General features: G+C 58.2%; 25 protein-coding genes. 11 read left to right on the top strand and 14 right to left on the bottom strand.

The window, feature by feature from the left end; all coding sequences use genetic code 11:
- Positions 1-12 precede the first annotated feature (12 nt).
- On the top strand, positions 13-1,941 hold the full coding sequence (dxs, locus tag Q0932_RS01270; RefSeq protein ID WP_299348806.1) for a 1-deoxy-D-xylulose-5-phosphate synthase: 1,929 nt from the start codon (positions 13-15) through the stop codon (positions 1,939-1,941).
- Between the two features lie 9 nt (positions 1,942-1,950).
- Here dxs and Q0932_RS01265 read toward each other — a convergent pair whose 3' ends face one another.
- On the bottom strand, positions 1,951-2,805 hold the full coding sequence (locus Q0932_RS01265; protein WP_299348803.1) for an SDR family oxidoreductase: 855 nt from the start codon (positions 2,803-2,805) through the stop codon (positions 1,951-1,953).
- Positions 2,806-2,884: 79 nt separating this feature from the next.
- Here Q0932_RS01265 and Q0932_RS01260 point away from each other — a divergent pair, with 79 nt between their 5' ends.
- Positions 2,885-3,529, top strand: a complete 645-nt coding sequence (locus Q0932_RS01260) for a class I SAM-dependent methyltransferase (protein ID WP_299348801.1) — start codon at positions 2,885-2,887, stop codon at positions 3,527-3,529.
- Between the two features lie 19 nt (positions 3,530-3,548).
- Here the strand turns inward: Q0932_RS01260 and Q0932_RS01255 are convergent, their stop codons facing one another.
- From Q0932_RS01255 to Q0932_RS01240, 4 genes are all read right to left on the bottom strand, one after another.
- On the bottom strand, positions 3,549-4,334 hold the full coding sequence (locus Q0932_RS01255) for a carnitinyl-CoA dehydratase (protein ID WP_299348798.1): 786 nt from the start codon (positions 4,332-4,334) through the stop codon (positions 3,549-3,551).
- Positions 4,331-4,945, bottom strand: coding sequence for a DJ-1/PfpI family protein (locus tag Q0932_RS01250; protein WP_299348795.1), 615 nt, complete (start codon positions 4,943-4,945; stop codon positions 4,331-4,333). Before Q0932_RS01250 ends, Q0932_RS01255 begins: the two co-directional genes overlap by 4 nt.
- Positions 4,946-4,949: 4 nt before the next feature.
- Positions 4,950-6,980, bottom strand: a complete 2,031-nt coding sequence (locus Q0932_RS01245; protein ID WP_299348793.1) for an acetate--CoA ligase family protein — start codon at positions 6,978-6,980, stop codon at positions 4,950-4,952.
- Between the two features lie 104 nt (positions 6,981-7,084).
- The gene (locus tag Q0932_RS01240; RefSeq protein WP_299348790.1) at positions 7,085-8,248 is read right to left on the bottom strand and encodes an acyl-CoA dehydrogenase family protein; all 1,164 of its coding nucleotides are present in this window, start codon (positions 8,246-8,248) and stop codon (positions 7,085-7,087) included.
- Between the two features lie 76 nt (positions 8,249-8,324).
- Between Q0932_RS01240 and Q0932_RS01235 the strand changes: the two genes are divergently transcribed.
- The gene (locus Q0932_RS01235; RefSeq protein WP_299348789.1) at positions 8,325-9,272 is read left to right on the top strand and encodes a GlxA family transcriptional regulator; all 948 of its coding nucleotides are present in this window, start codon (positions 8,325-8,327) and stop codon (positions 9,270-9,272) included.
- Here the strand turns inward: Q0932_RS01235 and Q0932_RS01230 are convergent.
- Both Q0932_RS01230 and Q0932_RS01225 read right to left on the bottom strand, forming a co-directional pair.
- Positions 9,269-10,267: a sterol desaturase family protein gene (locus Q0932_RS01230; RefSeq protein WP_299348786.1), complete on the bottom strand. Its 999-nt coding sequence runs from the start codon at positions 10,265-10,267 to the stop codon at positions 9,269-9,271. The two genes, Q0932_RS01235 and Q0932_RS01230, sit on opposite strands and share 4 nt — an antisense overlap.
- Positions 10,268-10,309: 42 nt before the next feature.
- Positions 10,310-11,065, bottom strand: a complete 756-nt coding sequence (locus Q0932_RS01225) for a class II aldolase and adducin N-terminal domain-containing protein (RefSeq protein WP_299348784.1) — start codon at positions 11,063-11,065, stop codon at positions 10,310-10,312.
- Between the two features lie 100 nt (positions 11,066-11,165).
- Between Q0932_RS01225 and Q0932_RS01220 the strand changes: the two genes are divergently transcribed.
- Positions 11,166-12,059, top strand: coding sequence for a LysR substrate-binding domain-containing protein (locus Q0932_RS01220; RefSeq protein ID WP_366141371.1), 894 nt, complete (start codon positions 11,166-11,168; stop codon positions 12,057-12,059).
- Positions 12,060-12,067: 8 nt separating this feature from the next.
- Here the strand turns inward: Q0932_RS01220 and Q0932_RS01215 are convergent, their stop codons facing one another.
- Positions 12,068-13,738 carry an amidohydrolase gene (locus Q0932_RS01215; RefSeq protein ID WP_299348782.1) on the bottom strand — a complete coding sequence of 557 codons (1,671 nt, stop codon included), beginning with the start codon at positions 13,736-13,738 and terminating at the stop codon, positions 12,068-12,070.
- Between the two features lie 41 nt (positions 13,739-13,779).
- Entirely contained in the window at positions 13,780-14,199 is a 420-nt protein-coding gene (locus tag Q0932_RS01210; RefSeq protein ID WP_299348779.1) for a glyoxalase, read from the bottom strand.
- Between the two features lie 72 nt (positions 14,200-14,271).
- Here Q0932_RS01210 and ade point away from each other — a divergent pair, with 72 nt between their 5' ends.
- From ade to Q0932_RS01195, 3 genes are all read left to right on the top strand, one after another.
- Positions 14,272-16,080: an adenine deaminase gene (ade, locus tag Q0932_RS01205; protein WP_299348776.1), complete on the top strand. Its 1,809-nt coding sequence runs from the start codon at positions 14,272-14,274 to the stop codon at positions 16,078-16,080.
- Positions 16,077-17,555 (top strand): AMP nucleosidase, encoded by a 1,479-nt coding sequence (locus Q0932_RS01200; protein ID WP_299348773.1) that lies wholly within the window; start codon positions 16,077-16,079, stop codon positions 17,553-17,555. The genes ade and Q0932_RS01200 overlap by 4 nt, the downstream gene beginning before the upstream one ends.
- A gap of 166 nt (positions 17,556-17,721) precedes the next feature.
- Positions 17,722-18,009 carry an HU family DNA-binding protein gene (locus Q0932_RS01195; protein WP_299348770.1) on the top strand — a complete coding sequence of 96 codons (288 nt, stop codon included), beginning with the start codon at positions 17,722-17,724 and terminating at the stop codon, positions 18,007-18,009.
- A gap of 67 nt (positions 18,010-18,076) precedes the next feature.
- Here the strand turns inward: Q0932_RS01195 and Q0932_RS01190 are convergent, their stop codons facing one another.
- The 4 genes from Q0932_RS01190 to Q0932_RS01175 form a co-directional block, all read right to left on the bottom strand.
- Positions 18,077-18,547: a DUF4440 domain-containing protein gene (locus Q0932_RS01190; RefSeq protein ID WP_299348767.1), complete on the bottom strand. Its 471-nt coding sequence runs from the start codon at positions 18,545-18,547 to the stop codon at positions 18,077-18,079.
- Between the two features lie 40 nt (positions 18,548-18,587).
- Positions 18,588-19,394: an RNA polymerase sigma factor gene (locus Q0932_RS01185; RefSeq protein ID WP_299348764.1), complete on the bottom strand. Its 807-nt coding sequence runs from the start codon at positions 19,392-19,394 to the stop codon at positions 18,588-18,590.
- An 89-nt stretch (positions 19,395-19,483) separates the two neighbouring features.
- A complete protein-coding gene (locus Q0932_RS01180; RefSeq protein ID WP_299348761.1) occupies positions 19,484-19,840 on the bottom strand; it encodes a VOC family protein in 357 nt (118 codons plus the stop codon).
- Complete coding sequence (locus Q0932_RS01175) at positions 19,840-21,066, bottom strand: MFS transporter (RefSeq protein ID WP_299348758.1); 1,227 nt, start codon at positions 21,064-21,066, stop codon at positions 19,840-19,842. Before Q0932_RS01175 ends, Q0932_RS01180 begins: the two co-directional genes overlap by 1 nt.
- A gap of 113 nt (positions 21,067-21,179) precedes the next feature.
- On the opposite strand from Q0932_RS01175, the gene Q0932_RS01170 reads away from it, so the two are divergent.
- From Q0932_RS01170 to Q0932_RS01155, 4 genes are all read left to right on the top strand, one after another.
- The gene (locus Q0932_RS01170) at positions 21,180-22,055 is read left to right on the top strand and encodes a DMT family transporter (protein WP_299348755.1); all 876 of its coding nucleotides are present in this window, start codon (positions 21,180-21,182) and stop codon (positions 22,053-22,055) included.
- A gap of 57 nt (positions 22,056-22,112) precedes the next feature.
- Positions 22,113-22,826, top strand: coding sequence for a cytochrome c biogenesis CcdA family protein (locus Q0932_RS01165; RefSeq protein WP_299348753.1), 714 nt, complete (start codon positions 22,113-22,115; stop codon positions 22,824-22,826).
- 15 nt (positions 22,827-22,841) lie between these two features.
- Positions 22,842-23,255: a thioredoxin family protein gene (locus Q0932_RS01160; protein WP_299348751.1), complete on the top strand. Its 414-nt coding sequence runs from the start codon at positions 22,842-22,844 to the stop codon at positions 23,253-23,255.
- Between the two features lie 72 nt (positions 23,256-23,327).
- Positions 23,328-24,356, top strand: a complete 1,029-nt coding sequence (locus Q0932_RS01155) for a 4Fe-4S dicluster domain-containing protein (RefSeq protein WP_299348748.1) — start codon at positions 23,328-23,330, stop codon at positions 24,354-24,356.
- Here the strand turns inward: Q0932_RS01155 and Q0932_RS01150 are convergent.
- Entirely contained in the window at positions 24,353-25,558 is a 1,206-nt protein-coding gene (locus Q0932_RS01150) for an anaerobic sulfatase maturase (RefSeq protein WP_299348745.1), read from the bottom strand. The two genes, Q0932_RS01155 and Q0932_RS01150, sit on opposite strands and share 4 nt — an antisense overlap.
- Positions 25,559-25,611: the final 53 nt, after the last annotated feature.

Raw genomic sequence — 25,611 nt, 5'->3', positions numbered from 1 at the left:
AAAGGGCGACAGATGTCGGCCAAACCCGAAACCCCACTGCTGGACAAAGTTGATCGCCCTGCGGATCTGAAACAGTTCAGCGATGCAGAACTGACACAGTTGGCGCATGAGCTACGCGCAGAGACCGTGTCGGCGGTGTCAGAAACTGGTGGGCATTTGGGCGCTGGTCTGGGTGTTGTCGAGCTGACCGTGGCCTTGCACGCCGTGTTTGACACGCCGCGGGATAAGATCATCTGGGATGTCGGACACCAGTGTTACCCGCACAAAATTCTAACCGGTCGGCGTGATCGTATTCGCACCCTTCGTCAAAGGGACGGGCTGTCTGGTTTCACCAAGCGCAGCGAGAGTGTCTATGACCCGTTCGGTGCCGCGCACTCTTCGACCTCAATTTCAGCCGCCCTAGGTTTTGCCGTCGCACGCGATCTGGGTGGGGAGTGCGAGGGTGGACTGGGTGACGCGATTGCCGTGATCGGTGATGGGTCGATCAGCGCTGGCATGGCCTATGAGGCGATGAACAATGCCGGACATCTCGACAAGCGGCTGTTGGTCGTTCTGAACGACAACGACATGTCGATTGCGCCGCCGGTTGGCGCGATGTCAGCTTATCTCTCGCGGCTTTATGCCGGGGACCCGTTCCAAGAGCTGAAAGCCGCCGCCAAAGGGGCTGTTTCTTTGTTGCCGGAGCCTTTCCGCGAAGGCGCCAAGCGCGCCAAGGAAATGATCAAGGGGATGGCCGTTGGCGGCACCCTGTTCGAGGAACTGGGGTTTTCTTACATCGGCCCCATCGACGGTCACGATATGGAGCAGCTTTTGCCCGTCTTGCGGACCATCCATCAACGCGCCACAGGGCCGGTGATGCTGCATATCATCACCAAAAAGGGCAAAGGCTATGCACCCGCCGAAAATGCCCGTGATCGGGGACATGCCACCGCCAAGTTTGATGTTCTGACGGGCAAACAGCACAAGGCACCGTCCAACGCGCCGTCGTATACCTCGGTCTTTGGCAATGCGCTGGTGGACGAAGCCGCCCGCGACGACAAGATTTGCGCTGTGACCGCGGCAATGCCCGACGGGACCGGGCTGAACCTCTTTGCCGAACGCTATCCCAGCCGGTGTTTTGACGTTGCGATTGCCGAGCAACATGGCGTGACCTTTGCCGCGGCTCTGGCCGCAGGCGGCATGAAACCCTTTTGCGCAATGTATTCGACCTTCCTTCAGCGCGGCTATGATCAGGTTGTACATGACGTCGCGATTCAACGCCTGCCCGTGCGCTTTGCCATCGACCGCGCTGGACTTGTTGGCGCTGATGGTGCGACCCATGCCGGATCGTTTGACATCGCTTACCTGTCTAATCTGCCCGGAATGGTCGTGATGGCCGCCGCGGACGAGGCCGAGCTGGTGCATATGGTGGCCACCGCCGCTGCCCATGATGACGGCCCCATCGCATTCCGCTATCCGCGCGGCGAAGGCGTCGGCGTTGATATGCCAGAGCGCGGCGAACCACTCGAGATCGGCAAGGGCCGCATGATCCAGAACGGCAAACGCGTTGCGCTCCTGTCACTGGGAACCCGGCTGGACGAAGTCAAAAAGGCCGGCGAAGCCTTGGCCGCCAAAGGCATTACGCCCACCATCGCCGATGCGCGATTTGCCAAGCCACTAGACCAAGAGATGATCTTGTCACTGGCCCATGACCACGAAGCGCTGATCACCATCGAAGAAGGTGCAATTGGCGGCTTTGGCAGTCACGTCGCGCAGCTTTTGGCCGAGAATGGTGTCTTTGATCAGGGGCTGAAATTCCGCTCAATGGTGCTGCCGGACATCTTTGTAGATCAGGCCAGCCCACGAGACATGTACGATGTGGCCGCAATGAATGCCGAGCAGATCGAGGCCAAGGTTCTCGACGCGCTGGGCATTGCCCAGATCGGGTCAAAGCGGGCGTAAAGCTGTTTTCTAGGCCTGTTCGGCCGCAAGCATCGCCGTCAGCGCTGCCTTATAGGTCGGGTGCTTTAGCTTCACACCCAGCTCATCTTTGATACGGTCATTGTGCACGCATTTGCTGTCCGAATAAAAGCTGCGTGCCATCGGCGACATCGTGGCCTCATCAAACGCGATTTCCGGCGGTGGGGGCATGCCCAACAACGCGGCAGCGTACTCAATCACATCCTGAGGTGGGGCCGGATCGTCATCGCAGACGTTGTAAACACGCCCTGGGTTCGGTGCTGCCATAGACGCGGCAAGCACCTGCGCGATGTCTTCAATGTGAATGCGACTAAATACTTGGTTTTTCTTGATAATACGCTGCGCCGTACCCTGTCTCAGCTTGGCGAATGGCCCCCGACCAGGGCCGTAGATTCCCGCCAACCGAAAGATGTGCACCGGCAATCCGGGCATATCCAACCATTCCTGTTCAGCCAGAACACGTCGTTGTCCGCGGATCGTTGCGGGCTCGGTCGGAGAGGTCTCATCAACCCAGCCGCCATCATGGTCACCGTAAACGCCCGTGGTCGACAGGTAGCCAACCCATTGCAGATTTGGGCAGGCCGCCAGAATTGCATCGCGATTATCACGCAGAACCGGGTCTCCGGCCTCATCCGGAGAGATGGAAGTCAACAGATGTGTGACGCCACTCAGAGCCCTCACCATATCACAAGGCCACAGAAGTGGTTCGACTCCCTCGGCACGAAAAGCATCGAATTTCTCTGGCTTTCGCGTGGTGCCGATGACGCGCCATCCTTGCGGACAGAGTTGGCGGCCCATCTCGCGCGCAGAGAACCCGTGGCCTAGTGAAAGCAGTGTCTTGGTCATGGTCGTGAAACTGCCCGCATGATGCCCGGCTTTCAAGCGAAACCCTTGATCTGGACAAAGTTACGCGGTTCACTCTGGTATGAGTGATGAAAACACAGGCAAGCCAAGCCTTGACGGGGCTTATGCCCTTCAAACGCCAGAGGATTCCCGTCGGCTCTATGCCGAGTGGGCCGAGACCTATGATCAGGGCTTTGCTGAAGCACATGATTACCTGTCACCGCGTCTGGTGGCCGAAGCCTTTTTCGCAACCGGTTGCCGTGGTCCGGTGCTTGATGTTGGCGCCGGAACCGGTCTTTGCGGACTGGAACTTGGACGTCTGGGTGTGGACCCCATTGACGCGACCGACATTTCACAGGAGATGCTGGACGTCGCCGCAACCAAGTCGATTTACCGCAACCTATTCACGGGGGACCTGACCCGGAGACTTCCGGTTCCGGATGCGTCTTATGCAGGGATCGTGAGTTCCGGCACATTCACCAATGGCCATGTCGGCCCTGAGGCCTTTGACGAGCTATTGCGCGTCGCACAGCCGGGTGGACAATTGGCCTTGTCGATCAATACCGAGCACTACGTCGCCGAGGGGTTTGAAGCAAAGTTGACCGCCCTGTCGGACAGGATCACCGACCTGCAATTGCCGGTAATCCGCTTCTATGGGGAAAATGCCACGGGTGAGCACAAGGACGACACCGGTTATGTCGCCCTGTTTCGCAAGCTTAGTGACTAAAATAAGTCTCTGGCCCGGATTACTTGCCCTTCCAGACAGGATCCCGTTTCTCGGCAAACGCGCGAGCGCCTTCAAGTTGATCCTCTGAGGCATAGAGCACATCCACACTACGCAGTTGGCGCTGGGTGATGTGGTTCATTGCGTCCTGAAACTTCTGATCCTCGGCATCACGCACAATCTCCTTGATCGCGGCATAGACCAGCGGGGGGCCGCTCGCCAGAAGGCGCGCAAGTTCCCAGGCGCGATCCATCAGTTGATCACCCGGCACGATTTCGTTCACCAGTCCCCACCGGTGCGCCTCTTCAGCATCGAACCAGCGGCCCGTCAAAAGCAACTCCATCGCGATGTGATATGGGATGCGTTTTGGCAGTTTGACACTCGCTGCATCCGCCACAGTGCCGGACCGGATTTCTGGCAGGGCAAAGCTGGCGTGATCAGCAGCCAGAATAATGTCTCCAGAGATCGCGAGTTCCAGTCCGCCGCCGCAAGCAATGCCGTTCACCGCCGAGATCACCGGCTTGTTCATGTCGCGCAATTCCTGAAGGCCGCCAAAACCACCGACACCATAGTCGCCGTCCACTTCGTCTCCGTCGGCAGCTGCCTTCAGGTCCCAACCGGGGCAAAAGAATTTGTCGCCGCCACCGGTCAGGATCGCGACGCGCAGTTCCGGGTCATCGCGATATTCTCGGAAAACCTCACCCATGACGCGGCTTGTCACCAGATCAATGGCATTGGCCTTGGGGCGATCCAGAGTGACTTCGAGAATGGCACCTTCGCGCCGGGTTTTTACGGGGGACTCGGTCATGTGTCGCTCTCCTCGAGGGCAAAAGGGTCGTTGTTAGGGTCTGTATTGGGTTCATATTCGGCCCAAAGGGCGGCGTCGCGGGCGGCATCCTTGCCCAACAGGCGTTCAATCACGGCAAGGCTCATATCCATGCCTGCAGAAACGCCGGACGAGGTGAAGAACTTGCCATCTTCGACCCAGCGGGCGGTCTGTTTCCATGTGACGGTGTCTGTTTGTGCGACGTCGCACACCCAGTCAAAGGCACGTTTGTTGGTGGTTGCAGCGCGCCCGTCAAGTGCGCCTGCGCGGGCCAAAAGGGCTGATCCGGTGCACACACTGGTCACAATCTCGGCTTCAGCACAGGCCGCACGCAGCCAGTCAAGCATCACCGGATTGTCCAGCTCTGCCCGTGTGCCCATTCCTCCGGGCACCAACAGGATGTCATAGCTGGTGCCGTCGGAGAAGGTCGCATCTGGCATGGTTCGTGGCCCGCCCGAGGCTTGCGCCCCATCCCCGTTTTGCCCAACGGCCACGATCTCAAACGCGTCGCGGTGCATGGCAAACATCTCGAGTGGCCCGTAATAGTCGAGCATCTCGAAGCCATCAAAGATCACCGCACCGATTTTGCGCATGGAGTCAGTCCTTTCGCCGCATCAGAGCATCTGCCGCCACGGCATCCGTGGGCGTGCAAAGCAGAGGGTTCACCTCAATCTCTTCCAGACCTTCTGCATTGGCAAGGACATAGGCCTCGACCGCGCGAATGGCCGTCAGGATTGCCTGCCGATCCGCAGTTGGTGCACCGCGGTAGCCCTCCAGCAGTTTCGACATGCGGAGCGATGCCAAGGCCTCGTCGATCATCGTCTCAGAGGCGGGCAAGAGGAAGCTGGCGCTGTCCTGCATCACTTCGGTCAATGTGCCACCTGCGGCCAGCGTCATCACAAAGCCATGCGCCGGATCCTTGACCACACCAACCAACAGTTCTGCTACCGTGTCTGTGATCATTTCTTCGACCAGAAAACGGTCGGTGGGCATGGCTTCGGCGGCTTCGCTGACAGCGCGACCTGACAACAGGTTGAGCGCCACGGCGCCAGCCTCGGTCTTGTGGGCAATGCCTTCGCCCTTCAAAACGACGGGCAGGCCGATATCAACGGCCGCGGCCCTTGCTTCTCCGGGCGACGAGACGCGTTTGAAATTGGGAGTACGGAGCCCGTGCCAAGCCAAGCGATCCTTGGCCTCAGCCTCGGGAATGAGGTCAGGTGTCACCGTGTCTGTCGGCAATAAAACAGGCACTAACTCAGCCAAATTCGGGTAAACGGCGGCTTCACAGGCTGCGATGGCTTCGCTCAAACCCATAAACGGCACAACACCCGCCTTGATCAGCACATCGGCAATATCTTCGGTGATCAGTTCGGGCAGCGTTGCGACCACAGCGACATTGGCGTTGCGTGCGGTTTTGGCGCCGATGGCAGCTTTGACCGCGCATTCCCAGTCACGGGGGTCACATCGGTCGGGACGGGGGAAATCCACCACAAGAAGGGTCATTGCCAGCGCGGGGTCCATCATCGCGCCCCAGGCGCGTGTCATCGCCTCGGCGTCACGCCAGATATAGGTGTGATAATCCAGCGGATTGGCCAGCGCCACCATCGGCCCCAAAGCCTCGCGCAGGTCGGTCTGTTGCTGTTCGTTCAGTGGAGGAAACTCGACACCACGACCGTGCGCTGTGTCGGCGGCAAGACTGGCTTCACCCCCGGAACATGAGATCGAGGCAATGCGGTTCGACGGCAGCCACCCCACGACGTGCAAGAGCTTCAATGTCTCCAGAAAATCCGGAATAGAAGTCAACCGCGGGATGCCCAGACGTGCCAGCAAAGCCCCGGCGCCCGAGTCTCCGCCAGCGAGCGAGGCTGTATGAGACACCGTCGCTGCCTGTGCCTGATCTGACTTGCCGACCTTCAAAGCAATGATAGGCTTGCCCAGTTCGCGAGCTTTGCGCGCGAGCGATTCAAAGGCTCGCAGATCACCAAAGCCTTCAATATGTAAGCCAAGCGCAGTGACTCGTGGATCGTCCAGCAACGCTTCGCCAATATGCGCCACGCCCGACTGCGCCTGATTGCCCGCGGTGACCACATAGGCTACTGGCAGCCCACGCATCTGCATGGTCATGTTGATCGCGATGTTTGAGCTTTGCGTGACAATCGCGACACCTTTGTCACAGGCGACGCCGCCATGCTGATCCGGCCACAACAGCGCGCCGTCCAAATAGTTCACAAAGCCATAGCAATTAGGTCCGAGAAAGGGCATGTCGCCCGCCGCTTCCAGCAGTTGGTCTTGCAGGTTGGCAGCTTCGGCGTCTTCGGCGGCGGCTTCTCGGAACCCGCTGGCAAAGCACACGGCCCCGCCCGATCCGCGGGCGGACAAGGCGGCAACCACCTGTATGGTCGCGAAACGGTTGACGCCAACAAAGGTAGCATCCGGTGCATTGGGCAATGCGTCCACATCTTTGTAAGCGGGCAATCCGCCAACCTCGGCCGCTTTGGGGTGTACTGGCCAGATTTCACCCTGGAAACCCATCTTGTGGCACTGTTCGATCACCAGTGCGCACCACGCGCCGCCGCCGACCACGGCGATGGTTTTGGGGCGGAATAGTCTCGAAAGATCGCGTATCATCTCTCACCTTGCGCTTGCGGAAACCAAGTATGCCTCCGGCGGAGTATTTTGAGCAACGCGAAATTTCGTATTGCCAGAAGTACTCCTGCCAGAGGCATGAAATCTTATGCGCCCAAGGGGCGGAGTAACTCGCGGCTGATGATGTGACGCTGGATTTCCGAGGTGCCTTCCCAGATGCGTTCCACACGGGCATCACGCCAGATGCGTTCCAAAGGCAATTCGTCCATCAGACCCATGCCGCCGTGAATCTGGATCGCTTCGTCCGCGACAAAGGCCAGCATCTCGGTCGCTTTTAGCTTGGCCATGGACATGTCGGTCTCAGTTACGGTGCCTTGATCAAATTTCCAACCGGCTTCCCAGGTCAGCAGGTTCGCGGCCTTCAGCTCCAGCGCCATATCTGCGAGCTTGAATGAGATGCCCTGGAACTTGCCGATCAGCTGGCCGAACTGCTTGCGCTCGGCAGCGTATTCGACCGAGTGTTGCAGCGCGCGTTCAGCGCGGCCCAGACAGGTGGCAGCGACTTGCAGGCGGGTTGCGCCGAGCCATGTGTTGGCAACCTCGAACCCCTTGTCGACCTCGCCCAGCACCGCCGAAGAAGGCAGGCGGCAGTCGTCGAATTCCAACACCGCGTTGGTGTAGCCACGGTGGCTGACATTCTGATAGCCCTCGCGCACCGAAAAGCCCGGTGTGCCCTTGTCGACAAAAAACGCGGTGATCTTTTTCTTAGGTCCACGCGGCGTGTCCTCTTCGCCGGTCGCCATGAAGACGATCGAGAAATCGGCGATGTCGGCATGGCTGATAAAGTGTTTGGTGCCGTTCAGGATCCAGTCATCACCATCCTTGCGGGCGCTGGCGGTCATGCCGCGCAGGTCCGATCCGGCGCCCGGCTCGGTCATCGCCAGACAATCCCATTTCTCGCCCTTCATACAAGGAAAGAGATATTTTTCCTTTTGCTCCTCGGTGCCCGCCAAAAGGATGTTCGACGGCCGTGCCACTGCCGTCCAGTGCAGCGCATAGTTTGCCCGCCCCAGTTCTTTTTCGTACATCAGCCACGACAACGTATCGAGACCAGCACCGCCCACCTCTTCGGGCATATTGGCCGCATAAAGCCCGGCCTCCATCGCTTTCTGCTGGATCTCGCGCACAAGATCCATGTCCAGTTGCCCTGTCCGTTCAATCTCCAGCTCGTGGGGATACAGCTCGTTTTCGACAAAGGCCCGCGTCGTATCGACGATCATGGCCTGTTCTTCGGTCATTCCAAATTGCATGCGCGCGCTCCATTCCAAGTTTAGGTCAGGATTACTTGGCTTGACGTGGCAAGACATGCGAAATTAGAAGATAAACATGCAAAGATGGGCTAAAACTTCCGCTGCTACGCAGCATTTCGGCATTTTGCTGTTTGACGGCTTTTCAAACCATTGTCTCGCCAACACGGTCGAGCCTTTGCGCGCGGCCAACACGCTGTCCGGCAGGGCGCTTTATGACTGGCAGTTCCTGACCATGAGTGGGCGCAACGCAGAAAGTTCCAGTGGTATGCAGGTGGCGCCTCATGGCCGATTGGCCGAAGTGTCGGGGGATATGTTGGCGGTGATGCCGTCTTATGGGTTTCAGAGTTACACCGGATGGCAGATCCAGACTGCGCTGAGGGCGGCGTCGGCACGGTTCAAGGCGATGGCCGGGCTGGACACGGGCAGCTGGTTGCTGGCTGAGGCCGGGTTGTTGGATGGGCATCAGGCGACCATCCACTGGGAGGAACTCACAGGCTTTGAGGAACGGTTTCCTGAGGTTTCGGCGCTGCGGGAACGTTTTGTGATTGATGGCAACCGCGTGACCTGCTCTGGCGCGATGGCTGCTTTTGATCTGGTGTTGCACATGATTGGTGAGGATCAGGGCCAAGCGTTGGCGTTAGAGGTCTCGCAGCTTTTCATGACTCGTGATTCAGCCCGCAGCCACGCGGGTGGGGCAGGTTCCGCCAGCCGGGTGGTAAACCGCGCGCTTGCCGTCATGCAAGAGCATCTGGAAGACCCCTTGCCCATTGTCGAGATTGCGCGCCGCGCCGGGCGAACGCAAAAAGCACTCGAGGCGCGGATGCGAGCGGATCTTGGCGCGACTCCGCAACAAGTCTATCGTCGCCTGCGTCTGAATCTGGCCCGCAAACTGGTGGTGGAAACTGATTTGACGGTTGCTGAGATTGCCTTGCGATCCGGCTATGAGACCCCGGCTGCCATGACCCGCGCCTTCAAGGCCGAGTTTGCGGTCACGCCGCGGGATCTTCGTCAAAACAGTCTCTAAGATTGGCCAAACATGCGTTTTTTGCGTGCACGGGTCTCTGAAGTTGCCTCGGTTGACCCGTCGTGGAAGGTGCCAAACCAGCGATCCCAAGGCATTTCCTGGTTGCCGTAATTGCACTCGTAATAGCGATGATGCAGCTGGTGATAGAATGTACCCAGTGCCAGTCTCCGCTTGTCTTTGATCAGCAGATCCTCGTAGCCGGTATGGGTCATCGCTGCGCCTGGCCCCTGAAACACGATGTGAAAGTAGAGGTGGATTGGGTGACTTGCCACGATCCAGTGAATGCAAAGCGTGGTGAGGTAGATAAAGTGTTCAACTGGATGCATGGAGAACCCGGACCACGGCCCGATATTGACGTTTCGGTGATGTAAGGCGTGTACCCGCTTATAAAGGAACGGCTGATGTAGCAGGCGATGCACCCAATAAAAATGAAACGCCGACCACATTGGGATGAGGATCAGGAAAGCAATGAACCAGACGGGGGCCTCGACAAAAGTGATCGTCGGTGTGTAGCCATTGGCCATCAGCCACATGGTCCCCACCTGAAACCCGGTCAACTGCGCTACACCCGACCCCAGCGACCAGAACATGTTGTCTTTGACTTGATCCGAGAAATTCCAAAGCGTGTTGTTCCTGCCCTGATCCCGACGCTCAAACTTCAGCTTCTTGCCTTGCCCTTTGCGCATGTAAAAGAACCAGTGCAGCAGCCCCGCAGACAGTCCGATCAGAAGGAAGTTCGCCACCCAAATTTGCACGATCCAGCTAAGGGCAAAGGTCTGCGCAGTTTCAATTGACGGGTAGACAAACAGCCAAAGCAAAACCGCCAACCCAACCATCATCACCCGCTCGCTGAGCGTCAGCCAGTTGCGCGCCAACCACCCCAGAAGATAGGCCGGCCTGGGCGGCCATTGAAAGATTGAAGGGTCGTGGAGCGGCAACTGGGGATGGTAATTCCACTCCCGGCTCATGTCCTCCATGGCGTCCTGATCGCTCATATCCAATCCTCCCCAACTGGACAAAATAGTCTCTATTTCGGCCTAACTTGCGTAGTTTGAGCCCTCGTCATCCAGAATGGCTTTCAACTCGGCCAGATGTCGGACGTCCTGTTCGGGGTATTCTTCAAGCTCTTGCGCCGTCTTCTCGGCGATCTCGTCGCTCAGTACCCGCAGCGGCTGGCCGGTTTGCAGCGCACGGATATAGGTCTCGGCGGCGCGCTCGAAGTAATAGAGCCGGTTAAAGGTCTCCGCGACCGTATCGCCAATCACCATAACGCCGTGGTTGCCCATAATCATGGTCTTGACCTTGGGGTCGGTCAGCATTGCGGCACAGCGCTTGCCCTCGGACTCAAACGCCAATCCGCCAAACTCTTCGTCGATGACATAGCGGTTGTAGAATGTGGCGGTGTTTTGATCGATTGGCGGCAGTCGGCTGTCTGCAAGCGAGGCTAAAACCGTTGCATGAATCGAATGTACATGCATCGCGCAACGGGCGTGGCCACAGAACCGATGAATACTACCGTGCAGCCCCCAAGCCGTGGGATCCGGCGCACCCGGCTTATCCAGCGTGTCGGGGTCGTTGGCGTCCAGTAGCAAAAGATCGCTCGCCTTGATGCGGCTGAAATGCATCTGGTTGGGGTTCATCAGGAATTTGGTGCCATCGTCATTCACCGAAAGTGAGAAATGGTTGGCAACGCCTTCATGCAGGTTCAGCCGGGCGGTCCAGCGAAAGGCGGCAGCCATGTCCACACGTTCCTGCCAGTAATCGAGGTTAGGGCGAAGGTCTGTCACGCTCATCAGGGTATCTCCTTGTTCTGTTCATGACTTGCCGTGCGACGCCGCTCTTTACCAACGAAAAAAATGAAGTTATCCCATAAGTCAAACTTATGTGCGGATTATGCACTTGCAGAATGCCTTGCCTCCCCTGAACTGGTTGCGCGCCTTTGAGGCCGCCGCGCGTCATTTGTCCTTTACCGATGCCGCTGCCGAACTTCACATGACCCAAAGTGCGGTCAGCCAGCAGATCAAGTCGCTCGAAGGTCATTTGGGGACACCGCTCTTTCATCGCCGACCGCGCACACTCGAATTGACCCGGACTGGGCTGATGTATCTGCCCGTGGTCCGTGAGGCGTTTCGCACCCTGACCCGCGGGACTCGTGCTGTGTTGGGTCCGCAGGAACAGGTGTTGCAGGTGCAAAGCAACATCACGTTTGCCATTCACTGGCTCGCTCCGCGTCTGGGCCGCTTTCATGCCCGCCACCCGGATGTGCAACTCAATATCCGCACAGAATTGTGGGAGCCGCGCGATATGGCCGAAGGGGCAGATGTGGAAATCCGCTATTCCTTGCGCCCCGCGCAGCATTTGGACGCTCAGCTGATCCGGCAGGATCATTATTACCCAGTGACTGCGCCGGACTACGCCGTGTCTATCGATGACCTCACGCAGCATCCGCTGTACGATTGCGCCAACCTGATGTGCAATTGGCCCTCGTGGGCCGAGGATCAGGCGCTAGACTGGCCGGGTCCCCATGTCACCTATTGCACCACCTATTCCGTCAGTATGGCGGTGGCTGCTGCGGGTGGCGGCGTGGCGCTGGCGCATGACACGATCGCGGCCAATCTGATTGCAGACGGCAAGCTGATCGCGCCGTTTGAACACCGCGTTGCTATGCAAGAAGCCTATTACCTGATGACCGCCCCTCACGCCCGCGACATACCCGCTGCGCAGGCGTTTTCAGACTGGCTGATCCAAGAGATAGCCGCAGAAGATCTGGTCCAAAATCGCTTCTGATCATTTCGCTAGCGACGAAAGGAGATGCGCCCTCCGCACAGGGTCACCAGCGTCCGGGCATTGGCGAGATCTGCATCAGGCGTTTGGAACAAATCCCTGCCCATGATGCAGATGTCGGCCATATAACCGGGGGAAAGCCGCCCCTTGCGGTGTTCGTTGAACTCAAGCCAGGCGTTGTCGCGTGTATAGGCGGCCAAAGTGTCAAACAGGCTCTGACGGTCGTCGACCCACGGTTCGGGCAAAGGTGTGCCATGAACGGCACCGGCGACCGTCATCATTGTGTCCACGGGAACCACGGGCCAGTCGGTTGAAAAGCACACTTTGGCACCGCTTTCCCGGAGCTTCTGCCAGGCAAAGGCATACGGAATTTGGCTGGCCGTTAGAATATCTCCGGCGGCATAGGGGGTAAACAGACCGCCTGCGGGTGAGTGTAGCGGCTGTAAGGACGCCACCACACCCATCGCTGCCAAACGCGGCACGTCCGCTGGATCGATGACCTCGATATGTTCGATGCGGTGACGCGAGTCCCGTACCCCATTCGCTTTTTGAGCTGCCTCGTACCCATTTAGCGTCCGACGCACGGCCCCGTCGCCAATCGCATGAACGCTGATCTGTAGCCCCATCGCATCGGAACGAATGCAAGCCTCGTTAAAGTGATCCGCTTCAAAAACAGCGTCACCAACGCTGTCCGGCTTGCCGGGATAGGGCGAGAGCATCAACGCCGTGTAACTGTCAAGAACACCATCCATGAACATCTTGACCCGACCCGACCACACCATGTCCGAGTTAAACCTGCGCTGCATGTCGTCGGCCTCGGCCAGCCTGTCCAGAGGATCAAAATTCTTTAGATGCATTGGTACTTGAACGCGTGCGGGCAACCGGCCTTCGGCTTCAAGTTCGCTGAGCAATTCAAGTTGGTAATAGTTGCCATCCATATTGTGCAGGCCGGTGATCCCGTGGCTGGCACAGTGGTTCAACCCACGTAGGATGACCTCTTTGTCAAAGGCACGTTCTTCGGGGGTCGCGGGCGGTTCAGGATCGGCGCCGGTCACATAACCTAGCAGGTCTCGCCCGCCAAGCGTCGAAAGCTTCAGAACCGGCCCAAAAGCTCCCGTTTCGTTGAGTTGGCCATGCGCAGTGCCATCTGCTGCCATAACAATCTCGGACCCTTCTGGCACCGGCCCGCCGTGCAGGATTCCAGCCTGTTCCAGCGCCTTTGTGTTGGCCCAAACTGTATGGTGATCTGCCGCCATAAGAGCCACCGGGCGATCCGGCAAAATCTCGTCCAGATGTTGGCGCGTTGCCGTGACATCGGGGCCAAGGATGTGATAGTCGGCCGAGACTCCCATCAGCAACGGTTCATCTGGTTTCTCAGCAGCAAAGGCGCGGATGGCATGTGTCAGCGCCTCGGTGCCCATCGTGTCATGCAGATGCAACATGTCCAGTTCTGCCGCGCCGCCAAACAAATGCACATGGCTGTCAATGAAGCCCGGCATTACCGTGCCGCCACATGCGTCAATAACTTCAGTGTTTGTCCCGGCGAGATCCCGCATTTCGGCGTTAGACCCCAACGCCATGATCCGACCATCGCGAACTGCCAAGGCCGAGGCGCCATTGGTTGCATCGTCAAATGTCAACAGTGACCCATTCAGGATGATCAGATCAGGATGTGGGCTCATGATAGGGTCTCTTTCGTTTTCTGGTTGGGCATCTGGCTCTGTCAGAGCGGTCGCGATGGCACCCAGGCATACCCATTGGGACAAAGCAAATACGCTTCCCGCAGGCCATGTGGTTTGTCTGCGGGCTCTGCCAACACATGCATGCCGGCATCCTCGCCACGTTTGACTGCTTCGTCTGGGTCCGTGTCATAGAGGTGTATCTCCAGTCCAGCGCCGCGCACCCCGGATTCAGGCAACAGACCCAGCAAAGGATGTGAATGATAGGTGCCATCGGCATGGATCTGGAATACCTGATCGCCGTAGGTCACAATGGCAAAGTCCTTCGTAATCTGATGCGCCTTCATGTCAAAAACAGTCTCTAACATTGCACAAATGGCCGGAACCTCTCGCACAAGAATGTTCAGTCCGATGCCTCTCAGAGAGGCGCCAAACTCTGCGGCGCCGACCGTTTCAAAATCCATTTGCAACACCTTTCGCAAAACCTTCATCCGTGGCGAGCTTGATCCTCGCCCTTGCACATGTCAACGTGCGCTATGGAGAGAACCTCAATCAAAACCTGGGCCGAATGTGCCCCCCGCCTTGTCGCTGTAGCTGCCGGCCGCGCGCCTGCTGACACCGTGATCCGCAAGGGCCAATGGGTCAATGTACACACACGTGAAATCCTGCCCGACTCAGATATTGCCATTGCTGAGGGCCGTATTGCATACGTCGGCCCGGATGCCAGCCATTGCATTGGTGAGAACACTGAGATCATCGAGGCCAACGGGCGTTTCATGATCCCCGGCCTGTGCGATGCACATATGCACATTGAAAGCGGCATGCTGACCCCTGCCGAGTTTGCCCGTGCGGTGATCCCCCATGGCACAACCTCAATGTTCACTGACCCGCACGAGATTGCCAACGTTCTGGGCCTCGATGGCGTGCGCATGATGCATGACGAGGCGTTGATGCAGCCGGTCAATATCTTTACCCAAATGCCATCCTGTGCGCCCTCGGCGCCGGGACTTGAGACGACTGGCTACGAGATTGGCCCGGATGACGTTACCGAGGCCATGCAATGGCCGGGTATTATTGGTCTGGGGGAAATGATGAACTTCCCTGGTGTGGTGAACGGTTCGCAGCAGATGCTGGCCGAAATCGCTGCCACGCAAAATGCTGGCAAGACCGTGGGCGGGCATTATGCGAGCCCTGACCTTGGCCCGGCCTTTCATGCTTATGCGGCCGGAGGACCGGCGGACGACCACGAGGGCACCTGCGAAGCGGATGCCATCGCTCGCGTGCGTCAGGGGATGCGGTCCATGATGCGGCTGGGCAGTGCTTGGTATGACGTGGAAACCCAAATCACCGCGGTGACGGAAAAGGGCCTCGACCCACGCAACTTTATTCTGTGTACCGACGATTGCCACTCGGGCACGCTGGTCAATGACGGCCATATGAACCGCGTTGTACGCCATGCGATTGCCTGCGGTTGTGACCCCGTGATTGCGCTGCAAATGGCGACAATCAACACCGCAACGCATTTTGGGTTAGAGCGTGAGTTAGGCTCTATTGCACCCGGAAGACGTGCCGATATCATCCTGACGTCGGACCTGACAGAGATGCCCATCGAACACGTCATCGCCCGAGGTCAGACCGTGGCGCGTGATGGAGAGATTACCGTCGAATGCCCGCATTATGACTGGCCGGACCACGCCCGAAACACTGTGCATCTGGGTAAATCCCTAACAGCTGGCGATTTTGAAATCGCTGCGCCCTCAGGCGCCGCACAAGTCACTGCGAATGTGATTGGCGTTGTGGAAAACCAGGCCCCAACCAAGGCGCTTAAAGCGCGGCTTTCGGTTCTGGATGGCATCGTTCAGGGTGAAACAGAGACTGATATCTGCCACATCGCACTGGTCGAGCGCCACCGCGCCACGGGTGATGTCACCAATGGCTTTGTCTCGGGATTTGGCTACTCCGGCAACATGGCCATAGCCTCAACCGTGGCCCATGACAGCCACCACATGATCGTCGTCGGCACAAGCCACGCCGATATGACGCTGGCTGCAAACCGATTGGGTGAGGCCGGAGGCGGCGTGACCGTCTTTAAGGATGGCCAAGAGATTTCCATGGTGGAACTGCCCATCGCGGGTCTCATGTCAGACAGCCCGGCCAAGGACGTGGCCGCCAAAGCCCAAGCCATGGTTGACGCGATGGAGGCCTGTGGCTGCACCCTCAACAACGCCTATATGCAGCATTCGCTCTTAGCGCTGGTCGTGATCCCCGAACTTCGCATTTCCGACCTTGGTATTGTCGATGTTCGCAGCTTTGAACGTATCGCCCTTTTGGAGCCCGCCGAATGACCCCACAAAAAGACAACCGTGTCGTCATCCCGACACTCCCGGCCGCCGAAGCCTTTACCGACCCCAAGGCTGCGGTTGATCGGCTCGAAGAACTTTACGAGGCCGCAACCACCTTTTTGTGTGACAAGTTTCGACTGGTGCTGGAATCCGGTCCCAAGGAAAAACGCTTCCGCGCGTTTTATCCTGAGATCCGCATAACAACGACCAGCTTTGCCCAGGTCGACTCGCGCCTCAGCTTTGGCCATGTGTCCGAACCTGGCACCCACGTCGCCACCATCACGCGGCCGGACCTGTTTCGCAATTACCTTGAGCAACAGATCGACCTCCTGGTGTGCAACCACAACGCGCCGGTCATCATCGGGCCTTCGACCACCCCGATTCCGGTGCATTTCGCGGTGTCGGGTGAGACCAATCTGACCGTCCCGCAGGAAGGCGCTACTGCGTTCACCTTGCGCGATGTGTTTGACGTGCCAGTTCTGTCGACCACCAATGACGACATCGTCAATGGCACTTTTGTTTCAGAAGATGACAGCGCGCCACTGGCGCCGTTTACCGCCCAGCGCGTTGATTACTCACTAGCACGTCTCAGCCACTATACTGCGACCGACGCTGAGCATTTCCAGAACCATGTTTTGTTCACCAACTATCAGTTCTATGTCTCCGAGTTCGAAGCCTTTGCTCGCGCGCAGCTGAATGATCCGGCCAGTGGCTACACGTCATTCGTCAGCACCGGCAATGTTGAGATCACCGATGGCGACACGCCCATTCCGCCGGTTACCAAACAGCCGCAAATGCCGACCTATCATCTGAAACGGGCGGATGGGTCCGGCATCACGCTTGTGAACATCGGCGTCGGCCCCTCGAATGCCAAAACCGCGACCGACCATATCGCTGTCTTGCGCCCGCATGCCTGGGTCATGGTTGGCCATTGTGCAGGTCTCAGAAACTCGCAATCGCTCGGTGATTTTGTACTGGCGCATGCTTACCTGCGCGAAGATCACGTGTTGGATGATGACCTGCCGGTCTGGGTGCCGATCCCGGCCTTGGCCGAAGTACAGATCGCACTGGAGCAGGCGGTGGCCGACGTCACCGATCTCAAAGGCTATGATCTGAAACGCGTGATGCGGACGGGCACGGTCGCCACCATCGACAACCGCAACTGGGAACTGCGGGACCAATCCGGCCCCGTCCAGCGCCTGTCACAATCCCGCGCCATCGCACTGGATATGGAAAGCGCCACGATTGCCGCAAACGGCTTTCGATTCCGCGTTCCCTACGGCACGCTTTTGTGTGTGTCCGACAAACCGCTGCATGGCGAATTGAAGCTGCCGGGCATGGCATCGGATTTCTATCAAACACAGGTTGCACGCCACCTTATGATCGGCATAAGAGCGATGGAGGCCCTGCGAGAAATGCCTCTGGAGCGCTTACATTCACGTAAACTACGCAGCTTCGATGAGACTGCTTTCCTGTAGTTTCCTTAGAGTCAGTCGCGATATTTGGCCCAAATGGTCAAAAAATCGGTGGAAATCCGCAAAAAAAAGGGGTTTGGCAACCACTATTCGTTGTGTTCAACCACCATATCCCGTTAAATGCCCGACACGAGGCCCTACAAATCGGGCAGACTAAGGAGACCTGAAAATGGCAAAACCGATGACCAAGACCCAACTCGTTGCCGCACTGGCCGAAGATATGGGCACCGACAAGAAATCCGCTGCTGCCGCATTGGAAGCCGTTTGCGCTCTGATCACCCGCGAAGTGTCGGGTGGTGGCGCAGTGACCCTGCCGGGCGTTGGCAAAATCTACTGCCGTGAACGCCCCGAGCGCATGGTTCGCAACCCGGCCACCGGTGAGCAAATCAAGAAAGACGCCGACAAGGTGGTCAAAATGACCATCGCGAAGGCTCTGAAAGACAGCGTCAACGGCTAAGCATTCGCTTATCAGTTACGAAAAGGGTCGCCTTTGGGCGGCCCTTTTTGGTTTGTGCCTGGTGAGCTCAGTTCTGGCCCGCCATCAGATGCGCGCCATGCGGGTCATCAATCACCATCTTCCACGCGCCATCCGCCTGCCTGCGCAAGACCGCGACTGACAGGCCGGACTGCGCGATGGCCTGCCCATCCGGGGCCTGACCCGTCATCGACCACGGCGCGATGTGAATTGCGGTGTCCCCGGCGACGAACACCTCGTGCCCGGTGTAGGTGAAAACAGGATTGACCTCTGCCATCGCCGTGAACATCGCCCGCAGCTGGTCACCGTCCTGAACCGGTGACCCCGGCTCGAACACCACTGTGGCACCGGGTTCATAGGTTTGCATTACGGCGTCAATATCTCCCGCCTGAAAGGCCAAAGTCATCGTCTCTACGGCGGTTAGAACGTTCTGTTGGTCTTGGGTCATGGTTTCTCCTGTTGCGATGGTTGGATTTGTGAAAAAGGCGCAGGTCATCACCCACGCAATTGCGTGTCTCATGTTGGTCTCCGTTTGCTTGGGATTGGGTGTTGTGCCGGGGTCAGCCCGGCGGATCGACAAGCCGCATGACGTGTCTTGCAATATCTTCTGTGGACATCAGCGGCCCCGTTGCCCGTTGCAGCTTGGCCGCAACCAGCCGGGCCTCGGTTTGGGCGGCTTGTACACGGACCTCGCCATAAGTTGGGGCATCCGCGAAATGCGCCGAAGGTTCGGCAGGCACCCGCCCCATCGCCATCGCGGTGGGCAATCGCCGCGAACAGCGACAGGCGGCGTCTTTTGCTGCCAGCCCGCAGGACCGCGCGGTGAACGCCTGCACATCCGCCCGCGCTCGGCTCAGGCGTTTGCGATAGGTGTCAGGGGACACATCCAACACCGCTGTCGCCTCGCTCTGCGACATCTCCATGATCTCGCCCAGCACGTAGGCCACCCGGTGATCGCGATCCAGACACAAAAGCATCGCCATCGTGCAGCGGATCCGTAGTTCGTTCAGCATCACGTGGTCTTCTGCCGAAGCCTGCAAGTCATCGACCAGCCCGGTTTCAAGATCAGCGCCAAAGACGTCAAACGTCAGCCGCGGATCACGCGCCCGCACCTTTTTTGCGGTCAGCAGGTAATTCGTCGCCACCCGGTACACCCACGTGTCAAACCGGCTTTCCCCGCGAAACGACGACAGTTTAGTTACCACACGTATAAGGATTTCCTGTGTTGCGTCCTGCGCCGGGTCCGGATCGCCCAGCATGCGCACGGCCAGTGGGTATACCCGTGTCTGCGCATGCCGCGCCAAGGCTTCGAGCGCCCGCGCGTCGCCAGAACGCGCCTGTTCTATGAGTTCCGCTGTAACCTGCATTGATGATGGCTCCCTTTGGCCTCCTGATACTTATTAGACAGGGGCGACGGGCGATCTGTGACTAAAAAAATGAAGAATGACAGAGCTATTTAGAGAAACGTTTGTATTTCAACCAGATAGCCATTGGGGTCCTCGCAGAATAAACTGTAAATCCCGAACTGTTCCAGCGTTTCCGGCGGTCCCTTGAGCCTTGCACCGGCCGCAATCAAGCGATCATACCAGCCATCCACATCCTCGCTCAGCAGCGTGATCATGCTGCCCTTGGGCTCGACCACGCGCCCGTCAAACGCGGTGCACACGCCGATCCGAGCACCGGGCAGGGGCTCAAAAATCACCGCCGCCCCGGCATCACGCCAGACAGGCAATCCCAGCACATCGCGGTAAAACACGACCGACGCCTCAAGGTCATTCGTATAGACCCATGTAATCTGTCCCGTGATCTGCATCACATCGCCTCCTGAGGCAGAGTTTTCGCGGCCCGTGTCACGCCCCATCGCAACAACAGCGTGCTCGCCACAAAGTATATTGCCACGCCGATATATTGCGGTCCCAGATCAATGCCGATGTCAATCAGCACGCCGGTCAGCCCTGGACCGATGGCTGACCCCAGCACCATTACGGCCGCGGCCAAGGCCTTGATGGCGCCGATGTTGGCTGTGCCATAAAACTCGGCCCAGAATGCGTTGGGCAGGGTCGCATTGGCCCCCGCTGAAAGGGCAAAAAAGAACAATCCAAAAAATAGCCCGACCGGCCCGCCTGTCATCGCAAAAATCAGGAAGCCCATCGCAACTGGCGCGAGGTAGAACGGGATCAGCCGTGCAGTGCCCAGCTTGTCCAGCGCCCAGCCCGTCGCCACCATCGACCCGATCGACATCGCCGTGAACAATGGAAAGAACGCCACCAATTGTACGTGACTCATCCCCTTCAGCGCCGCGTAGTGCACTTGGTGAAAGAAAAACGCTGTGCCAAAGGCGGACATGCCCAGGATGGATGGTACCATGACCCAGAACAGCGGATGGCGCAGGGCGTCGGCCCGCGTCCAGTGCTTGCCGCTCATGCCAAGGCTGCTCTCGCTTTCGGCAAACTTGCCCGGCGTGCGCTCTTTGCCCAAAAGACTCGCCAGCACCGGAATGCCCAACAGGCACACCCCCGCAGCCGCCACCCAGAGATAGCGCCAATCAACAACGGCCATCAGGGCAACAAACAGCAGTGGTAGGATCGCCTCGCCAAAGGCATACCCCAGCGAGGCCACGGACAAGGCCCGCCCCCGCGTGGCCACGAACCAGCGCGCCATGGCAACAACGGCGATATGCGTACTCATGCCTTGGCCAAAGAACCGCAAGGCAAAGATCACAAAGGGCAAGGCCCAGGCCCAGCGGTTCGTCGCCATCGCCAAGCACGCACAGGCCAATCCAAACAGGATCACCGGCCCCAGCACCCGCACCCGGAAATGATCGGTCAGAACGCCGGCCCAGATCATCACCACCGCCGACGCCGTGGTGCCGATCATATAGATGCCGCCCCATTCCCCGTGGCTCAGGCCGAATTCCGCGCGAATTTCCCCGGCAAAGATCGAGATGAAAAACGTCTGCCCGTAACTGGACATGAACGTCATCAAAGCGCCTGCCGCCAGAAACGGTGCATTGGCGCGAAGGAAACCATCTGCTCTCATGCTTCTGGCTTGCCTGCGCTTGTCACACACCGCAAGTATATTCGCGACATGCGCGTTGCAGATACCCGCGGAATCGGCTTACATCCCCCGAAACTTAACATGTGAGGCAGGTAATGGATTTCCGCGCAATTGGGATGGGGCTCTTGTTTGCCTTCATCTGGTCCTCTGCCTTTACCTCGGCGCGGATCATCGTGGCGGATGCACCACCTTTTGCCATCTCTGCCATCCGCTTCACCATTGCCGGGATCATCGGGGTCATTATTGCCCGCGCCCTGGGCCAGACATGGCACCTGACCCGCGACCAATGGCGGGCCACGTTGATCTTTGGCCTCTGTCAGAACGCGCTCTACCTCGGACTCAACTTCCTCGCCATGACCACAATCGAAGCGTCGCTCGCATCAATCGTTGCATCGACCATGCCGCTGATTGTGGCCTTTATAGGTTGGGCCGTGCTGCGCGAACGCCTGCGCCCGCTGGCGGCTTTTGGCCTGGCGCTGGGATTTGGCGGCGTGTTGATGATCATGGGCGCGCGCATGGGCACAGGGATTGATCCGATTGGTCTTGTCTATTGTGTCATTGCCGCCATTGCCTTGGCCATTGCCACGTTGATGGTGCGTGGCGCGTCATCGGGCGGCAATATGATGATGATTGTTGGCCTGCAGATGTTTGTCGGTGCGGCCGTGCTGTTCGTGGCCTCGCTGATCTTTGAGACTTGGACGTTCAACTGGAACGCCAAGATGTTGACTGCGCTGACCTATACGATCTTTGCGCCTGGCCTTTTGGCGACATGGATCTGGTTCGCGCTGGTCGCCCGTATCGGCGCGGTCAAAGCCGCAACGTTCCACTTCCTGAACCCGTTCTTTGGCGTCGCCGTTGCGGCGGTTGTTTTGGGGGAATCCCTGCGCGTGATGGACGTTGTCGGAGTTGTGATCATCGCCGCCGGTATCCTCGCTGTTCAGCTTTCGAAACAATCCCACACGCCCAAGTGATCGTCTGTCAGCCGTCAAAGGGCTGACAACACATGCCAGACACGGCAGATATGGGGCATGGAACTCGTCTTTGCCTATCTCGCGGGGCTTCTGACCCTGATTAACCCCTGCGTTTTGCCGGTGCTGCCCGTTGTTCTGGCCACTGCGTTGCAGGCCAGCCGCCATGGACCTTTGGTGCTGGCCGCCGGCATGAGCCTTTCATTTGTGTTCCTCGGCATGGCTGTGACCACTTTTGGCTATGCCGTGGGTCTCAACGAACAAGACATCGCCCGCGCAGGCGCCGTGTTGATGATTGGCTTTGGCCTGATCCTGTTGGTGCCGCGTTTCTCGGCGGCATTCTCAACTGCCACCGCCGGAGTTGCGGCCAGCGCCGACGCGGGGCTTGATAATGTCAACCGCAACACGCTGCGCGGTCAGTTTCTTGGCGGGATGCTTTTGGGCGCAGTCTGGAGCCCCTGCGTCGGCCCCACCCTTGGGGGCGCTATTTCGCTGGCCAGTCAGGGTCAAAGCCTTGGTTGGGCCGCCGCGATCATGGTGTTCTTTGCGCTTGGCGTTTCGACAATCATCCTCGTTCTGGGCTATGGTGCACGCTCGGCGCTGATGCAGCGTCAGGCGCTGATGCGCCGTATTGCTGTGGCCGCACGCCCCGTGATGGGGGTCGTCTTTGTCGCCGTGGGTCTCATGCTTTTCTTCAACATTCACCACATCATCGAAGCCTGGCTGATTTCCATCATGCCTGCATGGCTGCTTGATCTATCCGTATCCGTCTAAACAGGAGATACCAAAATGAACCGTCGTGACTTTATCCTTCTTTCCACCGCCGCTGCTGTTGCACTTCCGGGTTTGGCGATTGCCGCAGCCGAGTATGAACCCGGCCTGGTCCAGAAACACCTCGACGCCGGTGACACCGTGTTCCTTGATTTCAAGGCCAGCTGGTGCGGCACCTGCGCGGCACAGGAACGGGTCATCAATGCCCTAAAATCCGAGAACCCGGACTATGAAAAGAACATTGTCTTCGTGAACGTCGACTGGGATCAACACGCCAAGTCCGACCTTGCCATGTTCCTTAACATTCCACGCCGCTCGACCCTTGTTGTTCTCAAAGGTGAGGATGAGTTGGGCCGCATTGTGGCTGGCACGTCAAAGGACGACATCAAATCGCTGATGGACACAGCCCTGACCGCCGCGATGAGCGCCTAAAGTCGTTCATCTTTCTTTAGGCAAGATTGTACGAAACGGTTGGTTCTTTGCTGAGAGGCGGCCTTCCTAGGAATGTCTTGCCAGCTTGTCTCGGGCCGCTACTCTAAAGGTATGGCCCGAGAAAACCCCCACCGCCCCTTCACACCTGACCCCGAACAGATGGCTGTGTTTCCAGATGTATCGGGGAATGACGTTAACGGATTGGGTGAGGAAACACCCCGGCGCGCCCGCATGATATACTGGGCACCAAACCCTTTTGATATTCCGCATGGACAGCTTCAGCTCTACTTTTATGGCCAAAGCGATAAAGCCCCTGAGTTCGCCTTAGCCCGCGCCAAGCGTCAGAAAACGCTAGATGCACCCCTGCCCGAGATCGCGTCAGACGCGGTTCAAAACTCCCCCGACGTATGGACCAACTCTCTGAATCAATTCATTGAATCAGGAGATTGCGAACTCACCGGTGTCGCCGAGATGTGCGAAGATTGGATCATGGAGGGCCACAACGTCACGCAATCCCGCGTCATCATCCTGGGGGTGGTGCACGATTACGGCGAAATATCGCAAGCGCCTGACAAGGCCGCGGGTCTGGAAGTCATGGAGCAATATGGCCGCGCGGCAGCGGCGGCCAAGACAGTGGCAGGATGGCTGCGCGAGCAGGGCTGGGAGGCCGAGCCCATCACCGGCCCAATGTCTGGTGCGCTTCTGATGATCCCTGCCGCCCTGGCGGCTGGATTTGGCGAACTCGGCAAACACGGGTCCATCATCAACCCCACTTATGGCTCCTCCTTCCGCCTCTCCGCCGTCCTCACCAACGCCCCTTTTGCTCCGACCCCAGCCGTGGATGCGGGCATTGATGGCTTCTGTGCAAGCTGTAAGATTTGCGAAGACGCCTGCCCGCCAGAGGCAATATTTCATGAAAAACAAACTGTTAGGGGGGAATCAAAGTGGTACGTCAACTTTGACAAATGTTTGCCCTTCTTCAATCAGACCCATGGTTGCGCGATCTGCATCGCGGTCTGTCCGTGGTCTCGCCCCGGGGTAGGTCCCAACCTTGCGGCTAAGCTCGCGCGCCGCGCGGAGCGGCGAGACGCCGAAAACTAACGGGCGGCGTCTGCTGCAGGTCGCCCGGCCTGAATCGTGCGCACCATGCGTTGCATGCGCTCGCCGGCATGGCGAAAAAACATCGTATAGCTTTCGCAGAAGTAATTGTGTCCTGCCTCGCCATCCTTTGAGGTGGCAAAACGTTGTTTAGGGCAGCCACCATTACAGGCAAACCGGAACGAACAGGACTGACATTGCTTGGTGAGATCGGTCTTTTTGGCCTGACCAAACTCGTCCATCCGATCTGTCCAGACCATCTCGCGCACTGGTTTTTCTGTAATATTTCCAAGGCGATACTCGGGGTACACGAAGTGATCGCAGGCAAATAAACTACCGTCATGCTCCACCGCCAGCCCATTGCCACAGGTTTCTGCATAGACGCATAGCGTGCTGGGCATGCCCATCCACAGGCCCAGCTGGACATCAAAGTATTGAACGTAAATCTTGCCGATATCGTTGTTCCACCAGGTGTCAAAGACGTCGCAGAGAAACTTGCCATAGGCGCGTGGGCTGACGCTCCATTTGGTCACTGTGTTGCCGGGGTCCATATCGACCTGCGGCGCGGCAGCCAGCCCGTCACCCGACGCAGCGTTGCGCTCGGCAATCGGGATGAATTGGATAAAGTCGATCCCTAAGCTTTTAATAAACTTGTAGACTTCTTTGCCTTTGCCACCATTGCCCCGGTTCACCACAGTCAAAGCATTGTGCTCAACCTCGTGACGTTGCAGCACGTCAAGCCCGCGCATCACGGAGTCAAACGTGGGTCGCTGTTGCCGGTCCACACGATAGCGATCGTGCACCTTTTTAGGCCCATCAATGCTGATCCCGACCAGAAAGTTGTTCTCTTTCAGGAACGTGCCCCAGTCATCATCCAGCAAAATGCCGTTGGTCTGAAAGGCATTGGTGACCTTCACGCCCTTGGGCGTGTGTTTTTCTTGAAGGGCCACGATCTTGCGAAAATGGTCGACACCGAGCATGGTCGGCTCACCACCCTGCCAGGCAAAGGGAACCTCGGCCATGCCGCCCTCAAGCGAGGCCTCGATCAGCTGCCGGATGTAGGTTTCCAGCACGTCGTCGGCCATTTTGAACTTTTTTTCCTGAGGGAATTGCTTTTCCTTTTCAAGGTAATAGCAGTATTCGCAGGCAATGTTGCAGCGTGGTCCCATGGGCTTGGCCATGATGTGAAAGGGTTTCGGCTGCATAAGGTCCTCGGGTTGGCGTGCCTGATACATCTAGGGTCAAATCTACATTCAGG

Origin of the sequence: uncultured Shimia sp. (assembly GCF_947498095.1) — a bacterium.
Lineage (GTDB): Bacteria > Pseudomonadota > Alphaproteobacteria > Rhodobacterales > Rhodobacteraceae > Shimia.
Note: the sequence above shows the minus strand (reverse complement) of the source record. Positions and strands in the feature narration are given on the sequence as shown.

Bases quoted from the DNA above. Each gene is read 5' to 3' on its own strand.
- ade (WP_299348776.1), top strand. From the start codon at position 14,272: ATGGAGAGAACCTCAATCAAAACCTGGGCCGAATGTGCCCCCCGCCTT.
- Q0932_RS01245 (WP_299348793.1), bottom strand. From the start codon at position 6,980: ATGATACGCGATCTTTCGAGACTATTCCGCCCCAAAACCATCGCCGTG.
- Q0932_RS01230 (WP_299348786.1), bottom strand. From the start codon at position 10,267: ATGAGCGATCAGGACGCCATGGAGGACATGAGCCGGGAGTGGAATTAC.
- Q0932_RS01220 (WP_366141371.1), top strand. From the start codon at position 11,166: ATGCACTTGCAGAATGCCTTGCCTCCCCTGAACTGGTTGCGCGCCTTT.
- Q0932_RS01195 (WP_299348770.1), top strand. From the start codon at position 17,722: ATGGCAAAACCGATGACCAAGACCCAACTCGTTGCCGCACTGGCCGAA.
- Q0932_RS01235 (WP_299348789.1), top strand. From the start codon at position 8,325: ATGCAAAGATGGGCTAAAACTTCCGCTGCTACGCAGCATTTCGGCATT.
- Q0932_RS01150 (WP_299348745.1), bottom strand. From the start codon at position 25,558: ATGCAGCCGAAACCCTTTCACATCATGGCCAAGCCCATGGGACCACGC.
- Q0932_RS01215 (WP_299348782.1), bottom strand. From the start codon at position 13,738: ATGAGCCCACATCCTGATCTGATCATCCTGAATGGGTCACTGTTGACA.
- Q0932_RS01260 (WP_299348801.1), top strand. From the start codon at position 2,885: ATGAGTGATGAAAACACAGGCAAGCCAAGCCTTGACGGGGCTTATGCC.
- Q0932_RS01175 (WP_299348758.1), bottom strand. From the start codon at position 21,066: ATGAGAGCAGATGGTTTCCTTCGCGCCAATGCACCGTTTCTGGCGGCA.
- Q0932_RS01240 (WP_299348790.1), bottom strand. From the start codon at position 8,248: ATGCAATTTGGAATGACCGAAGAACAGGCCATGATCGTCGATACGACG.
- Q0932_RS01250 (WP_299348795.1), bottom strand. From the start codon at position 4,945: ATGCGCAAAATCGGTGCGGTGATCTTTGATGGCTTCGAGATGCTCGAC.
- Q0932_RS01265 (WP_299348803.1), bottom strand. From the start codon at position 2,805: ATGACCAAGACACTGCTTTCACTAGGCCACGGGTTCTCTGCGCGCGAG.
- Q0932_RS01190 (WP_299348767.1), bottom strand. From the start codon at position 18,547: ATGAGACACGCAATTGCGTGGGTGATGACCTGCGCCTTTTTCACAAAT.
- Q0932_RS01170 (WP_299348755.1), top strand. From the start codon at position 21,180: ATGGATTTCCGCGCAATTGGGATGGGGCTCTTGTTTGCCTTCATCTGG.
- Q0932_RS01160 (WP_299348751.1), top strand. From the start codon at position 22,842: ATGAACCGTCGTGACTTTATCCTTCTTTCCACCGCCGCTGCTGTTGCA.
- Q0932_RS01255 (WP_299348798.1), bottom strand. From the start codon at position 4,334: ATGACCGAGTCCCCCGTAAAAACCCGGCGCGAAGGTGCCATTCTCGAA.
- Q0932_RS01185 (WP_299348764.1), bottom strand. From the start codon at position 19,394: ATGCAGGTTACAGCGGAACTCATAGAACAGGCGCGTTCTGGCGACGCG.
- Q0932_RS01200 (WP_299348773.1), top strand. From the start codon at position 16,077: ATGACCCCACAAAAAGACAACCGTGTCGTCATCCCGACACTCCCGGCC.
- dxs (WP_299348806.1), top strand. From the start codon at position 13: ATGTCGGCCAAACCCGAAACCCCACTGCTGGACAAAGTTGATCGCCCT.
- Q0932_RS01155 (WP_299348748.1), top strand. From the start codon at position 23,328: ATGTCTTGCCAGCTTGTCTCGGGCCGCTACTCTAAAGGTATGGCCCGA.
- Q0932_RS01210 (WP_299348779.1), bottom strand. From the start codon at position 14,199: ATGGATTTTGAAACGGTCGGCGCCGCAGAGTTTGGCGCCTCTCTGAGA.
- Q0932_RS01165 (WP_299348753.1), top strand. From the start codon at position 22,113: ATGGAACTCGTCTTTGCCTATCTCGCGGGGCTTCTGACCCTGATTAAC.
- Q0932_RS01180 (WP_299348761.1), bottom strand. From the start codon at position 19,840: ATGCAGATCACGGGACAGATTACATGGGTCTATACGAATGACCTTGAG.
- Q0932_RS01225 (WP_299348784.1), bottom strand. From the start codon at position 11,065: ATGAGCGTGACAGACCTTCGCCCTAACCTCGATTACTGGCAGGAACGT.